Source organism: Mesorhizobium sp. J8 (genome assembly GCF_016591715.1).
In the GTDB taxonomy this organism is placed as follows: Bacteria; Pseudomonadota; Alphaproteobacteria; order Rhizobiales; family Rhizobiaceae; genus Mesorhizobium.
Genome location: NZ_AP024109.1, coordinates 4807309 through 4820967, shown reverse-complemented (window position 1 = coordinate 4820967; position 13659 = coordinate 4807309). Strand labels below are relative to the sequence as shown.

The window sequence follows — 13659 nt, the reverse complement described above, 5'->3', positions numbered from 1 at the left end:
ATTGGTTTGGTGTAGCATTGAAAGGTTCAAGGCGGGTCCAACCGCCGTACTCGGGAGGAAGCTGAGATGAACGTTCGCAGGATGATGGCCATAGCTGTGGTTGCGGCCGGAGGGTTCTGGTCCGCAGCGGCCCAGGCCGAAGAAACCGTCATATGGTGGGATTTCCTCGGCGGCGGCGACGGTGTGCGCATGAAGCAGATGATCGCCGACTTCAACACCGCTCACGCCGGCAAGATCAAGATCGACGCCACGACGCTGGAGTGGGGCACGCCCTTCTACACGAAGGTGCAGACCTCGGCCGCGGTCGGTGAGGCGCCAGACGTCATGACCTATCATGCCAGCCGCATCCCCTTGGCGGTGAGCCAGGACATTCTCGAAGAAATCACCGCCGACGACATGAGCAAGATGGGCCTCTCGGCCTCGGACTTCGCCCAGACGACGATGGATGCCGTGACGGTCGACGGCAAGCAATACGCAGTGCCGCTCGATACCCATCCAATCGTCCTGTACTACAATCGCGACCTCCTGAAGAAGGCAGGCGTGCTCGGCAGCGACGGCCGTCCCGTGGGCATGGGCAACAAGGAGGAATTTACCGCGACACTCAAGAAGTTGAAGGATGCCGGCGTCGAGTTCCCGTTGGGCAGCGTCACCGCCGACGGCAACTTCATGTACCGCACCATTTATTCGCTGGTGTGCCAGCAAGGCGGCGAGCTTCTGACGGGCAACGAGTTCCTCGCCGGCGACAATCCCGAAAAGCTGGAGAAGGCGCTAACGGTTCTGCAAGGATGGACGAAGGCAGGGCTGCAGTCGACCTACACGGACTATCCCGCAACCGTCGCCCTGTTCACCTCGGGCAAGGCCGCGATGATGATCAACGGTGTGTGGGAGGTTCCCACGATGACCGACCTCGCCAAGCAAGGCAAACTGTTCGACTGGGGCGCCGTCGAAATCCCGGTGATCTTCGACAAGCCATGCACCTATGCGGACAGCCACTCATTCGCAATCCCGAAGAACAAGGGCAAGGAGATCAGCCCGGAAAAGCGTGCCGCGGTTCTCGAGGTGATCTCATGGATGGACAAGCACTCGCTGTTCTGGGCTACGGCGGGCCACATCCCGGCATACAAGCCGGTCACCGGGACGGCCGAATACAAGGCGATGGAACCCAACGCGACCTACTCGACGCTGACGGCCAACATGATCTTCGATCCGAAGTCGCCCAAAGCCGGTGTCGCCGGGCCGATCTTCGACATCATGTCCAACTATTTCGTGCCGACCCTCAATGGAGAGATGGCGCCCGCCGAAGCGGTGAAATCCATCAAGGAGGAGCTGAACAGCATGTAGGACTCAAAGGCTGGGACCGTCCTGTCCAAGGCGGTCCCAGCTATATTGAGGAAGAGCCATGCTTCGCAACTTCCGCACTGAACGTCTGGTCGCACTGGTGCTGGTCGCTCCCTTCCTGGCGGTCTACTTGCTGGCGTTCGTGTATCCGACGGTCCAGATGTTTCGCATCTCCTTCACCGATGCGCCGCTGATCGGCGCGGGTCGGTGGGTAGGTCTCGACAACTACCTGCGGCTCGACAACGACCCGATATTCCGGCGCGCGGTCTGGAACACCGCTTACTTCGTGCTGATGACGGTCGTCCCCGGAACGCTTATCGCGCTGTTGATCGCGCTTGGCGTGTCGCGACTCAAGGGCCGGTTCCAGGCGCTCGTTCTGGCGCTGTTCTTCCTGCCCTACATCCTACCGGTCTCCGTGGTCTATCTGATCTGGGACTGGACGCTGAATTTCCAGTTCGGGATCGCGATGCATGTGTTGGATTGGCTGGGAATCCCGCGCGTGCCGGTCTTCAAGTCGCGCGTCTGGTTCTTGCCGGCGGTGGCCGGGGTGACGATCTGGTGGACCGCAGGCTTCTCGATCCTCCTTTTCCTCGCCGGACTGCGGTCCATACCGGCGGAGATCTACGAAGCCGCGGCGCTCGACAGCTCGACGCGATGGACCACCTTCCGGCGTATCACCTGGCCGCTGCTGTGGCCGATCACCTCTCTGGTGTTCACCATCCAACTCATCCTGCAGCTCAAGATATTCGACCAGGTCTATCTGTTCTCGATCGGCGGCCGGCCGAATGACAACATGGTGCTCGTCTACTATGTCTTCCAGAAGGCCTTCCAGCAAAACCAGGGAGGCAGGGCGGCGGCCGTCGCCGTTACCCTTTTCGTGCTTGTGGTCGTCGTCTCGGTCCTGCAATTCCAACTGCTCCGGTTCGCCGAAAGGCGGCGCCGATGAACGTCATGGCTGCGCAACGCTGGGACTTCCGGGGCGGGATAATCACGGCACTGACGCTCGTCTGGGCCATCCTCTGGGCGTTCCCGCTCTACTGGGGTGTGATCTCATCGCTCAAGCCGGACAGCGAGGTCGTCCGGCCTTACATCGAACTCTGGCCCGAGACGCCGACGCTGGAGAACTACATCAGCGCCCTGACCACCACGCAGATCGGTGCCTGGTACATCAATTCGGTGGCGGTCGCGGTCGGCGTAACGGCCATCACCATCTTCATCTCGATGCTGTGCGGCTACGCGATCTCGCAGTTGCGATTCCCGGGGCGGACCGCGCTATGGTGGCTGATCCTCGCCTCCTTCATGGTGCCGATTTCAGCGCTTATCATCAATCATTTCGTGCTGGTCGCCAATCTTGGCCTGATCAACAGCTGGGCCGGAATCATGTTGCCGCAGCTTATCCACCCCGTCATCGTCATCGTGTACAAGCAGTTCTTCGATCAGGTCCCGAAAGACTTCCGCGAGGCCGCGGTCATGGACAATGCGTCTGAATTCGGGATCCTCTTCAAAATCTACATGCCGATGAACTGGGGGGTAACGACGGCGCTGTCGATCGTCTGCTTCATCTGGACGTGGAACGCCTTCTTGTGGCCGTTCCTGTCGGTGACCCGCACCGAGATGATGACCATCACCGTCGGCATCACACAGGTCAACGACGCCTTCGGTGTCTACTACGCGCGCCAGCTGTCGGCAGCCGTACTGGCCGGCCTTCCCGTGGCGCTAGCCTACCTCTTCTTCCAGCGCCGGGTGACCGAAGCGATAACGCTCTCGGCAGGTATCAAGGGCTAGAGCAATTCCAGGAAAAGTGTGATCGGTTTTCCGTCCGGAATTGCGCAAAAACAAAGAGATAGAGCGGTTAGCCGTTTCCGTGAAACGGTGAAACGCTCTAGCCTCGGCCGCACGCGAACCGCGATGAAAAAGGGTACGACCCGCTCGGTGGTTCAGGCCCCTCAGCGCGCGTGCCAAGCCGATCCGTCGGCGGCGAAGAGATGCAGGGCAGCGGTGTCGAACTTCAGCCGAACGGCGTCGCCTGGTTTAACGCTCGAAAGCGCGCGATCCTGTGCCGTAACCTGCGTCCCATCCGCAAGCCGCGCATAGATGAGTGTGCGCTCACCAAGGCGCTCCACAACGGTGGCCGTTGCGGATATTTCATGGCCTTCGGAGACGACAGTCAGCGATTCCGGCCGCACTCCGAGTTCGCGCCAATCCACGTTCGCCGGCGCGCCCGGAAGTCCGACGAGCGATCCATCAGTCAAGCGCGCATTGAGCCTGTCGTCCGAGCCCGAAACCGTAACAGGCAGAATGTTCATCGCCGGAGACCCGACGAAGGTCGCGACGAATCGCGACGCCGGACGTGCATAGACCTCGTCGGGTCTCCCCATCTGCTCGATCCGGCAATCGTTGAGAATCACGATACGGTCGGCGAGCGTCATCGCTTCAACCTGGTCGTGGGTCACGTAGATCATCGTCGCCTTCAAACGGTGATGCAGTTCGGCGAGCTCGACGCGTGTACGGGCCCGAAGCGCCGCGTCAAGATTGGAGAGCGGCTCGTCGAACAGGAATGCCTTGGGCTCCTTGACGATCGCCCTCCCGATGGCCACGCGCTGGCGCTGCCCGCCGGAGAGCTGCGACGGTCGCCGGTGGAGCAGCGCTTCGATCTCCAAGATACGCGCCGCCTCAGCGATCCGTCGGCGTATGACATCCGGCGCGACCCGAATGTTCCTTAGCCCAAAGGCCATGTTCTCCGCGACTGTCATATGTGGGTAAAGCGCATAGTTCTGGAAGACCATCGCAACGTTGCGCCTGCCCGGCGCAAGGTTTTCCGAGCGCACCCCGTCGATCGTCAGCGTGCCCTCGTCAATGCTTTCGAGGCCGGCGATCATCCGCAGCAGCGTTGTCTTGCCAGAACCGGACGGACCGAGAAAGACGACCAGCTCTCCCGGCTCAATATCCAGACTCACGTCGCGGATAACCTCGACTGCGCCAAAGTGCTTTGATACGCGCGACAGCGCGATTCCCGTCATGCTCGCGATCCTTCTTTCCTGCATAATTTCGGATAAATACCCGATGTCAAGGAATGTGGAACTACGGCACAATGGCGATGGGACTGCCGCTCTGCTCGCCGATAAATCCGGTGTCAGAATGGCCACCGAATAGTCATACCGCGGTGCCGCGACGGCAAATCCTCAAGTAGTTTGCTTTGATCGGCGGTCTGCATCGTGGCGGACGCGAGGTCTGCTTGATAATTTATATATATCGATGGTTTGCGATTGATTTCTGGAAACTAAGCAAGCGTTGCCGAATAAATTCGCGAGATCGGGACGAAGATGATTTCGAACTCGCTGCTCGATCAACTGACGGCAATGTCGGATTGGATCCTCGGCAACCGAGGCGCGGCCACCTTTGCGCAACCGGAACATTCCGTCCATTCCGGGATTAGGCCGGCCTCCGGATTGCTGGCGACCCGGAGCTTGTTGACGGATCACAGGCGAGCGCCATGGGTTTTTCTCTAACGGCATCAAAATGTTGGATGACCTGTTCGTTCACACGCTCCAGGAACTGGCCGCCGCATTCGAGACCATTGCCGACGAACCGACGCCCCGACGCCTGTCCGAGCTGGCTCGGGAGCTCGAAGCGGCCGCACAACTGAAAGTCAAGAACGTCGACGGCAAGCTGCATTGAACGCATCGCCGTTCGGTATCCGCGCGGTGCCGGCGGCGTCCTCCTGGTCACCCCAAAATGGCACATTTCGTGGTCGGCTTCGGACGTGGGCCGAGGTCTGGACCGAAGATCCGGCGATTGCCCGGAGCAAAAGACGACACGCGAAATTACGACCGGAAATGAACGACAATCCTGAGGCGACAGGAACCTCCATGCCCCCAGCGCATTAGCCTTCTGGCAATCCCACCCAAACGGTTCCCTGCGGAGGCATTTTGCGGACGATGAATTCCTACTCGTCGGCCCTCCACAACGAAGCGACGATCGTCGATCTGATCCCGGCTTTGAGGGCTTTCGCGCGTACCTTCTGCAGGGACAAGACAGACGCCGACGATCTCGTGCAGGAGACCCTGCTCAAGGGGATAGCGCATATCGATCAATTCGAACCCGGCACCCGGATCAAGTCATGGCTGTTCACGATCATGCGCAATACCTTCTATACGAAGCACAAGGTCTACACGCGCGAAGCGCCGGCAGTGAATGACTGCGCATCGGCCCGTTCGATCACCTATGGCGACCAGGAATGGCATATTCGTAGCCAGGAGGTTCATGCCGCTATAGGCAAACTGCCTCCCCAGCAGCGCGAGGTCTTGGTGCTGATCGCCATCCTCGGCGTGAGTTACGAGGAGACCGCGGGCATTTGCGGCTGCGCCATCGGTACCATCAAAAGCCGGCTGAACCGTGCACGGATGTCATTGCTGGAAGACCTGGGCGAGACGTCTTCAGCCACGGCCGTGGACTCCTGCACCAACGTCCCATTGCCTTTTGGTCAGTCGTCAAGTCGGCGCTAGCGGATGATGCCGATGGATACGGCAATAGGCTGCGGATTGGTTGCCGCGCCGCCCGGAACATTCCAGCCCTTCACCGGTTAGCGTCATGACTAGCAACACCCTCTGTCGGAGGGGCACCTTCGATCCGGGAAGGGAAGACCAATGTCCGGCTCCGATTTGTGGCTCATCGTCGTCGCGGGCGGTCCCCTCATTCTCCTGCTGGCGATCGCCTACGTGCTCATTACCCGTCGCCGCCGGGGACCGGCGGAGCGGCGTGAGAGCGACCGGGCGGCCGAACACCTCTACCAGGAGGAAGGGGACTAGCGCCTCTGTCGTGGTGATGCTCGTCTTGGAAGCGTGGCGTCGAGCGCGGAACAACCCCGGATCACCGCTGTTTACCGGAACATGTGGATGAAGATCAAAACCGGAGCAACGGTTGATGACCAATGACGAGTTGCCGGGAGTGCTGGCGACGCTGCCGGTGATCGACGCGAAGGCGGAGCCGACGCTGAAGAGCGCCGAGGCGGAGGCCTTCTACACGAATGCCATCCGCGAGCTCGCCGCCACCGACATTCCCTTCCTGGTTGCCGGCACCTATGCGGTAAGCGCCTATACCGGCGTGGTACGCCAGACCAAGGACCTCGATATCTTCTGCAAGGCCGGCGATTGCCCGCGCATCCTCGCCCATTTCAAGGATATCGGCTACGCCGTCGAGATCGAGGATGATCGTTGGCTGGGGAAGGTTTTCGAAGGCCCGCATTTCTTCGATGTGATCTTTGCATCAGCCAACGGCACCATGCAGGTCGAGGACCAGTGGCTGGAGCATGCCCGCCAGGTCGAACTGCTGGGCAGCCGAGTCCGGATCATCGGACCGACGGAGCTCATCTGGTCGAAATGCTTCATCCAGGACAGGGGTCGTCACGATGGCGCCGACATCGCCCACACCATCCTCAAGGCGCATGAGCAGATCGACTGGCACAGGCTGCTTTCCTATCTGGACGTCCACTGGGAGGTGCTTTTGATGCAGTTGCTGAATTTCAGATGGATCTATCCCAGCGAGCGCGACCAGATCCCCGACTGGCTCCTTGACAATCTGCTCGACCGGCTCGCCAGGCAGCGGCAACTGCCTTCGCCGAGGATGAAGATTTGCCGCGGCCGGCTTTTGTCGCAGGTCGACTACGAGATCGACGTCAAGGAATGGGGATTTGCCGGTGTCGGCGGAGTTGGGGAATTCCGCGATGGCTGAACAAAGCAAGGCGGGTCGCAAAGCGAACGGCAAGATCAAGATTGCCGCGATGGGCGATCTGCATGTTCAGGAAGATGCGCAGACTTCCTATCGCGATTTGTTCGGCGAGGTTTCCCGCGAAGCAGATGTCCTGGTGCTTACCGGAGACCTCACCAATCTCGGAAAGCCGAAGGAGGCTGAGCTTTTGGCGGAAGATCTCAGGGCCTGCTCGATTCCCGTGGTCGCGGTGCTCGGCAACCACGACTACGAATCCGGCTGCGTCGAGCAGATCGCGGCGACGCTTCGCCAGGCAGGCGTTTATCTCCTCGATGGACAGGCCACGGAACTGATGGAAGTGGGCTTTGTCGGCGTGAAGGGCTTTGTCGGCGGTTTCGGCTCCAGGATGCTTGGGTCCTTCGGTGAGCCGGCAATCAAGGCCATGGTGGCCGAGAGCGTCAGCGAGGCGATGCGGCTCGAAAATGCCATGCGACAGGTCCGCGCCAAGCGCACGCTTGTGGTGCTTCACTACGCGCCGATCGCGGAGACCGTCGCCGGCGAGCCGCCGGAAATTTTCCCATTCCTGGGATCCTCCAGGCTTGCGGAAACGATCGACCGGTTCAAGGTGAGCGCCGTCGTGCATGGGCATGCGCATCGTGGCACTTTCGAAGGCCAGACTCCCGGCGGCGCGAAAGTCTATAATGTCGCCATGCACATCACGAAGCCGACGGGCCGGCCCTACGCGCTGCTCGAAATCTGAACCGATCAACCTTCAGAGTTCGTCGAAGCAGCTGCCTTCCTTGGAAGGATCGCGCGAAGGCATCCCAGTTCTGCTGTTCGATGGTCGGCGCTTCGGCTTGCCGTCCGGATCGCTGCATGTTGCGAGGTCCATCTCGTTCTCCAATACGCGGGCTGACTGTTCCTCTCAGGAAGAGCCCTGGCGATCGATTGGCCCGGCAAGGCGCAGCTACGCGATCTGCTCGAACGTGCATTGGAGCGGCGCTTTGTCGGGCCGCCAGCGCAAGAGCCTTGTGCCATGCCTGAAACGTCCGCCCGTGACATGGTCGAAACGAACCTCGACGACCAGCTCCGGCTTCAGGGGCTCCCATTCACCGCTGCGCTCCGTGCTCCAGCGGCTCGGCCCGCCCGGCGCCTTGCCGGTGAAGCCCGATCCGCCGCGCAACTCTTCGAGCCGCTCCGTGAGCGCTGCGCGCTCGTCATTGGCGATGGTCGAGGTGAAGCCAACATGATCCAGCTGTCCGTTGTCGTTATAGAGGCCAAGCAGCAGCGACCCGACCTGCCGCTTGCCGTTCAGATAGCGGAAGCCGCCCACGACGCAGTCGGCGGTTCGCAGCCGCTTGACCTTGACCATTGCGCGCTCGCCGGGCCGATAGGGTTCATCCAGCGCCTTGGCGACGACCCCGTCGGTCGAACCGTGGGTGTCTTCTTGCAACCATTGCTCGGCGATCGCGAAGTTCGTGGTGGAGGGCGAAAGTCGTAGCTTTGCACCGGCGGCTTTGGAAACGAAGGTCTCCAACTCCGTGCGACGGTCAATCAAGGACGCTTGGAGCATCGACCTGCCGCCCGGGGCGACGAGCATGTCGAACAGGATCAGCAGTGCCGGCGTCTCCGCGCTCAGCTTGCGGATGCGGCTCTCTGCCGGGTGCAGCCGCATCTGTAGCGTGTCGAAGGAAGCGCGGCCGTCGATTTCGATCACGATCTCGCCGTCGACGACGAAATCCTTGGCATCGAGGCTTTGCATCGTCGCGATCAATTCCGGAAAATATCGGCCAAGCGGCTTGCCCGATTTCGCCCGCAGGTCGACCGTCTCCGTGCCCTTGAAGGCAAGGCAGCGAAATCCATCCCATTTCGGTTCGAACTGCCAAGCACCGTCCCCTTTCGGCAGTTCTTCGGCCGTCCTGGCCTCCATGGGCGGTGTGTCGAGAGGAAGCGGAAACGCAACGTCTGTGGACTGGGCCATCGCGCCGGACGTCAGGCGTCGAGGTCGATCAGGGCGATGCCGAGACCCGGCCGTTTTGTGCGCCGCGAATGGACGGGCGCCTCGGTCACGGTGATTTCGAGCGTCGGCTGGACGATGCCTTCGAGCAGATGTCCGCCTCGGGTCGACCCGTCGCTCAGGCCGAGCACGGCATGGAGATGCAGGCTCGGCTTGCCGCTGTCGTCGACGGCGACGTCGCCGATGGCGCTCAGCACCTCACACTGCTCGTCCACGCGAATTTTCCGGTACGATCTCGAGCCGAAATCAAACCAGCCGACCGTCGCTCTCTCGAACGCGCCGATGGCCGTCAGCGAGGCGCCGGTAAGTCCCTTCTGACCGGCGAAATCGGTAAGGGACGCGAAGGCTTCCTCGCCCGGATCGAGCACGACCACGAATATTCTTTGTCCGGAGGTCTCGGCGACGAGCTTCGATTTCATGGTGCCCTGCTGACGGAGGGGTAGACTGAGACAGAACGCCCCGGGACCACGCATGTTCCAGCCCGGAGGGAGGCCTCGCTGCACTTCGGTCGGGTATGAAGCCTCACAGTTTGGTGAAGCGTCACGCTTCTGAGCTTAGCGTCGGAACAATGGCACCGTTGAAAGGTTAGCGCACAACACCAGCCAGCCAGGAGCGAGCCATGTCCCAGCCCTCAGCCCTGTCCACCAACGGTCTCAGCCGAAGAAAGTTCATGGCAGGTACGGTCTCGGCGGCCGCGACCGCGCCGTTGCTGGCTTCGCGGGCCGAGGCCGCGCAGCCGGTCGCAGCTCAGCCCAAGCTGAGGCAGCCGGTCGTAACGTCGCTCAGGATCAACAAGCAGACCTATGAGCTTTCACTCGATACCAGAACCAGCCTGCTCGACGCGTTGCGCGACCATATCGGGCTCACCGGCACCAAGAAGGGCTGCGATCACGGCCAGTGCGGCGCATGCACGGTGCGGGTCGACGGCAAACGCGTGCTCTCTTGTCTGAGCTTCGCCGTGATGAACGACGGCAAGGATGTGACGACGATTGAAGGGCTCGCCTCGACGGATGGCAGGTTGCATCCCATGCAGCAGGCCTTCATCGATCACGATGCCTTCCAGTGCGGCTACTGCACACCAGGCCAGATCATGTCGGCGATCGGCTGCGTCAATGAAGGTCACGCCGAATCCGAGAATGACATCCGCGACTATATGAGCGGCAACATCTGCCGCTGCGCCGCCTATCCCAATATCGTCGCCGCCATCCTGCAGGCGCGCGGCGAGACGAAGGGAGCGTGATATGCGTCCCTTCGTCTACGAACAGCCAACCGACATCTCCGCGGCGGTCGCGCTGGCGTCCAACTTCACGACCCGTGACGACCAGCCGACGCGGGCCAACGCGCAGTTCATCGCCGGCGGAACCAATCTCGCCGATTATATGAAATTAGGGGTCGCCGAGCCGAACCGCCTGCTCGACCTCAACCGGCTCGAGGAGCAAAAGCTCAGGCAGATCCGGGTAACGGAAGACGGCATCCGCTTCGGTGCCCTGGTGCGTATGGGCGAGGCCGCCGACCACGCCGAAGTGAGGCGCCGCTATCCGGTCATTGCCGACAGTTTGCGGCTGGCCGCGAGCGGCCAGATCCGCAACATGGCAAGCCTCGCCGGCAATGTCTTGCAACGCACGCGCTGCGAATATTTTCGCGAGACATCCTGGGCTTGCAACAAGCGTGTGCCCGGATCCGGCTGCGCCGCGATGGACGGCTTCAACCGGCAGCATGCGGTGCTGGGGGGCAGCGACGCCTGTATCGCCACCTATCATGGCGACTTCGCCCAGGCGCTGATCGCGCTCGACGCCGTCGTTTACGCCGAGGGCTCGCATGGCGAGCGCAAAATCCCCTTCGGCAGGCTGCATCGGCGGCCCGGTGATACGCCGCATGTCGAGACCGATCTCGCCGCCGACGAGATCATCACCGCCATTGAGGTGCCGGCTCTGCCGTGGGGTCGGCGCTCCCTCTACCTGAAGATCCGCGACCGCGAATCCTATGCCTTTGCGCTGGCTTCGGCGGCCGTCGCGCTCGACCTCGACGGCGAGACGGTGCGCGAGGCGCGCATTGCGCTCGGCGGCGTGGCGACCGTGCCTTGGCGCGCCAGCGCGGCCGAGGAGGTCCTGCAAGGCAAGAGGCTCGACGAGGCATCGGCGGGAGCGGCGGCGGACGCCGCTTTCGCCGAGGCCCAGCCGCGCCAGCACAACGCATTCAAGATCGAGCTCGGCAAGCGAACGCTGGTGCGCGCGCTGCTCGAAACCCGCGACATGAAGGTGTGACCATGGACGCTGCCGCTCCAAGACCCAAGGAAAACCAGGGCGAACCGCTGCCGCGCGTCGATGCGCGGCTGAAAGTCACCGGGCAGGCGCATTACCCCGCCGACCTGCCGACCGCCAACCTCGCTTATGGCGCGCTGGCCACCAGCAGCATCGCCAAGGGCAGGGTGACGAAGCTTCGTCTCGACGATGCCCGCGCGGTGCCGGGCCTGCTCGACATCGTCACCTATGGCGACATGGACAAGGTCGACAAACCGAAATTCGGCAATTCCAGCGCCACATCGGTCGGACCGCTGCATGACCGGACGATCTTCCATGACGGCCAGATCATCGCACTTGCGGTCGCCGAGACTTTCGAGGCGGCCGAAGAGGCGGCGCAGTTGATCCGCGCCGAATATGAGGAGGAGAAGCCCACCGCGAGCTTCGACAGCCCGGGCACGAAGACCGTTGCGGCGGCCGGCAAAAGCCCGATGTTCAAGGAAGACGTGAAGGCCGGCGACTTCGACGCTGCCTTTGCCGCGGCGGCGGTCAAGATCGACCAGCGCTATTCCACGCCAACCCAGCACCACAATCCGATCGAGCTGTTCTCGACGACCGCGTATTGGCAGGGCGACCAGCTCGTGGTGCATGAGCCCTCGCAGAACGTCACCGGCTGGAAAGTCGAGCTTGCCAGACAGTTGAAGATGGATCCGGCGAATGTTCGCATCGTAAGCCCCTTCATCGGCGGCGCCTTCGGCTCGAAAGGGCCGATGACGCCGCGTACAGCGATCGTCGCCGTCGCTGCCAAGCGGCTCGGGCGTCCGGTGCGCTGCGTAACAAGCCGCATGCAGGCGTTCGGCACGCAGACCTACCGAGCCGAAACCCGGCATCGCATCCGGATCGGCGCCGGCAAGGACGGCCGCATCACCGCTTTCGCGCATGAAGGCTGGGAGGTGACCTCGCGGCCCGACCTCTACGTCGTCGGCGGCACGTCGGCCACGGGCCGCATGTACGGCTACGGCTCGGTGCTGACCCATGTCTCGCTGGTGCAGGCGGACCGCAACACGCCGGGCTACATGCGTTCGCCGCCCGAGACGCCTTATGTCTACGCGCTCGAAAATGCGATGGACGAGATGGCGGTGGCGCTTGGCATGGATCCGGTCGAGTTCCGCCGGATCAATGAACCCAAGACGGAACCGATCGGCAAGAAACCGTTCTCCAGCCGCTCGCTGATCCAGTGCTACGACCAGGCGGCGGAGGCCTTCGGGTGGGCCAAACGCGATCCGAAGGTCGGCGCGATGCGCGACGGCGACTGGCTGGTCGGCATGGGCTGCGCCACGGCGATCTATCCCACCGCCGTGGCGCCATGCGCGGCGCGCGTGCGTCTGACGGTGGACGGCGATGTGCGTCTGCAATGCGGCTCGCATGAGATCGGCACCGGTGTTCGCACCGTGGCCGGCCAGATGGCGTCGGAACGGCTCGGCGTCGCTATCGACAAGATCAGTGTCGAAATGGGCGACAGCAGCCTGCCGCCGGCGCCCGTCTCGGGCGGCTCGATCTCGACGGCCAGCGTGTGCTCGGCGGTGCTCAAGGCCTGCGATGCCATTCGAGCCAAGCTATATGCTGCCGCTACTGCCGAGGGCGGTCCGTTGGCCGGCTCCCATAATGAGGAATTAGACCTTGCCGACGGAAAGATCGTGGCGAAGAGCGGCGCGTCGGCTAAGGTCGAGGACGTCCTGAAAACCATGCAGGTCGGTGCGATCGAGGAATATGCCGAATTCGCGCCCAATGGCGCAACGCCGGAGGCGCTGAAGAAGCTCTATGCCGGCACGCCGGAATTCCACGGAGGCGAGCAGGACGAGGATTCGGTGAAATACGCCTTCGGCGCCGAGTTCGTCGAAGTGCGTATCAACCGCTACACCAGGGAGGTCCGCGTGCCGCGCATCGTCGGCGCGTTCGCGGCCGGCCGCATCATGAACACGCGCACGGCACGCAGCCAGCTGATGGGCGGCATGATTTGGGGCATCGGCCAGGCGCTGCATGAGGCGACCGAGGTCGACAGGCGCTATGCGCGTTACGTTAATCGCGACCTGCAGGACTATCTCGTGCCGGTCAATGCCGACATCAAGGACCTGCAGGTGATCCTGGTTCCGGAGGTGGACCATGCGGTCAACCCGGCCGGTGTGAAAGGCTTGGGCGAACTGGGCAATGTCGGTACGGCCGCCGCCGTCGCGAGCGCCGTCTATCACGCGACGGGCAAGCGCATCCGCGACCTGCCGATAAGGATCGATCAGTTGCTCGCCTGAGCACGCCTGCGATGAACGCGCACGGCTGTTTTCACTATGTCTCTGGCAGGGC

At 62.3% G+C, this 13659-nt stretch carries 14 protein-coding genes; 11 read left to right on the top strand and 3 right to left on the bottom strand.

Going from position 1 to position 13659, the window contains the following annotated elements:
• Positions 1–66 precede the first annotated feature (66 nt).
• From MJ8_RS23040 to MJ8_RS23030, 3 genes are read left to right on the top strand one after another with little or no spacing between them, the layout of a single operon-like run.
• A complete protein-coding gene (locus MJ8_RS23040; RefSeq protein ID WP_201411007.1) occupies positions 67–1341 on the top strand; it encodes an extracellular solute-binding protein in 1275 nt (424 codons plus the stop codon).
• A gap of 58 nt (positions 1342–1399) precedes the next feature.
• Complete coding sequence (locus tag MJ8_RS23035; RefSeq protein WP_201411006.1) at positions 1400–2284, top strand: carbohydrate ABC transporter permease; 885 nt, start codon at positions 1400–1402, stop codon at positions 2282–2284.
• A complete protein-coding gene (locus MJ8_RS23030) occupies positions 2281–3123 on the top strand; it encodes a carbohydrate ABC transporter permease (protein ID WP_201411005.1) in 843 nt (280 codons plus the stop codon). The genes MJ8_RS23035 and MJ8_RS23030 overlap by 4 nt, the downstream gene beginning before the upstream one ends.
• Before the next feature lie 161 nt (positions 3124–3284).
• Here MJ8_RS23030 and MJ8_RS23025 read toward each other — a convergent pair whose 3' ends face one another.
• Positions 3285–4358, bottom strand: coding sequence for an ABC transporter ATP-binding protein (locus tag MJ8_RS23025; protein WP_201411004.1), 1074 nt, complete (start codon positions 4356–4358; stop codon positions 3285–3287).
• A gap of 499 nt (positions 4359–4857) precedes the next feature.
• Here MJ8_RS23025 and MJ8_RS23020 point away from each other — a divergent pair, with 499 nt between their 5' ends.
• From MJ8_RS23020 to MJ8_RS23000, 5 genes are all read left to right on the top strand, one after another.
• Entirely contained in the window at positions 4858–5016 is a 159-nt protein-coding gene (locus tag MJ8_RS23020; protein ID WP_201411003.1) for a hypothetical protein, read from the top strand.
• Between the two features lie 260 nt (positions 5017–5276).
• A complete protein-coding gene (locus MJ8_RS23015; protein WP_201411002.1) occupies positions 5277–5843 on the top strand; it encodes a sigma-70 family RNA polymerase sigma factor in 567 nt (188 codons plus the stop codon).
• A 141-nt stretch (positions 5844–5984) separates the two neighbouring features.
• Complete coding sequence (locus tag MJ8_RS23010; protein ID WP_201411001.1) at positions 5985–6146, top strand: hypothetical protein; 162 nt, start codon at positions 5985–5987, stop codon at positions 6144–6146.
• Positions 6147–6261: 115 nt separating this feature from the next.
• Entirely contained in the window at positions 6262–7068 is an 807-nt protein-coding gene (locus MJ8_RS23005) for a nucleotidyltransferase (protein WP_201411000.1), read from the top strand.
• The gene (locus MJ8_RS23000; protein ID WP_201410999.1) at positions 7061–7804 is read left to right on the top strand and encodes a metallophosphoesterase family protein; all 744 of its coding nucleotides are present in this window, start codon (positions 7061–7063) and stop codon (positions 7802–7804) included. Before MJ8_RS23005 ends, MJ8_RS23000 begins: the two co-directional genes overlap by 8 nt.
• 207 nt (positions 7805–8011) lie before the next feature.
• Here MJ8_RS23000 and MJ8_RS22995 read toward each other — a convergent pair whose 3' ends face one another.
• Both MJ8_RS22995 and MJ8_RS22990 read right to left on the bottom strand, forming a co-directional pair.
• The gene (locus MJ8_RS22995) at positions 8012–9025 is read right to left on the bottom strand and encodes an ATP-dependent DNA ligase (protein ID WP_201410998.1); all 1014 of its coding nucleotides are present in this window, start codon (positions 9023–9025) and stop codon (positions 8012–8014) included.
• 11 nt (positions 9026–9036) lie between these two features.
• Positions 9037–9480, bottom strand: coding sequence for a PPC domain-containing DNA-binding protein (locus MJ8_RS22990; protein ID WP_201410997.1), 444 nt, complete (start codon positions 9478–9480; stop codon positions 9037–9039).
• Positions 9481–9680: 200 nt separating this feature from the next.
• Between MJ8_RS22990 and MJ8_RS22985 the strand changes: the two genes are divergently transcribed.
• From MJ8_RS22985 to MJ8_RS22975, 3 genes are read left to right on the top strand one after another with little or no spacing between them, the layout of a single operon-like run.
• Positions 9681–10301: a (2Fe-2S)-binding protein gene (locus tag MJ8_RS22985; RefSeq protein ID WP_225248003.1), complete on the top strand. Its 621-nt coding sequence runs from the start codon at positions 9681–9683 to the stop codon at positions 10299–10301.
• Between the two features lies 1 nt (position 10302).
• Entirely contained in the window at positions 10303–11325 is a 1023-nt protein-coding gene (locus MJ8_RS22980) for an FAD binding domain-containing protein (protein WP_201410996.1), read from the top strand.
• A gap of 2 nt (positions 11326–11327) precedes the next feature.
• A complete protein-coding gene (locus MJ8_RS22975; RefSeq protein ID WP_201410995.1) occupies positions 11328–13607 on the top strand; it encodes a xanthine dehydrogenase family protein molybdopterin-binding subunit in 2280 nt (759 codons plus the stop codon).
• The last annotated feature ends 52 nt before the right edge of the window (positions 13608–13659 follow it).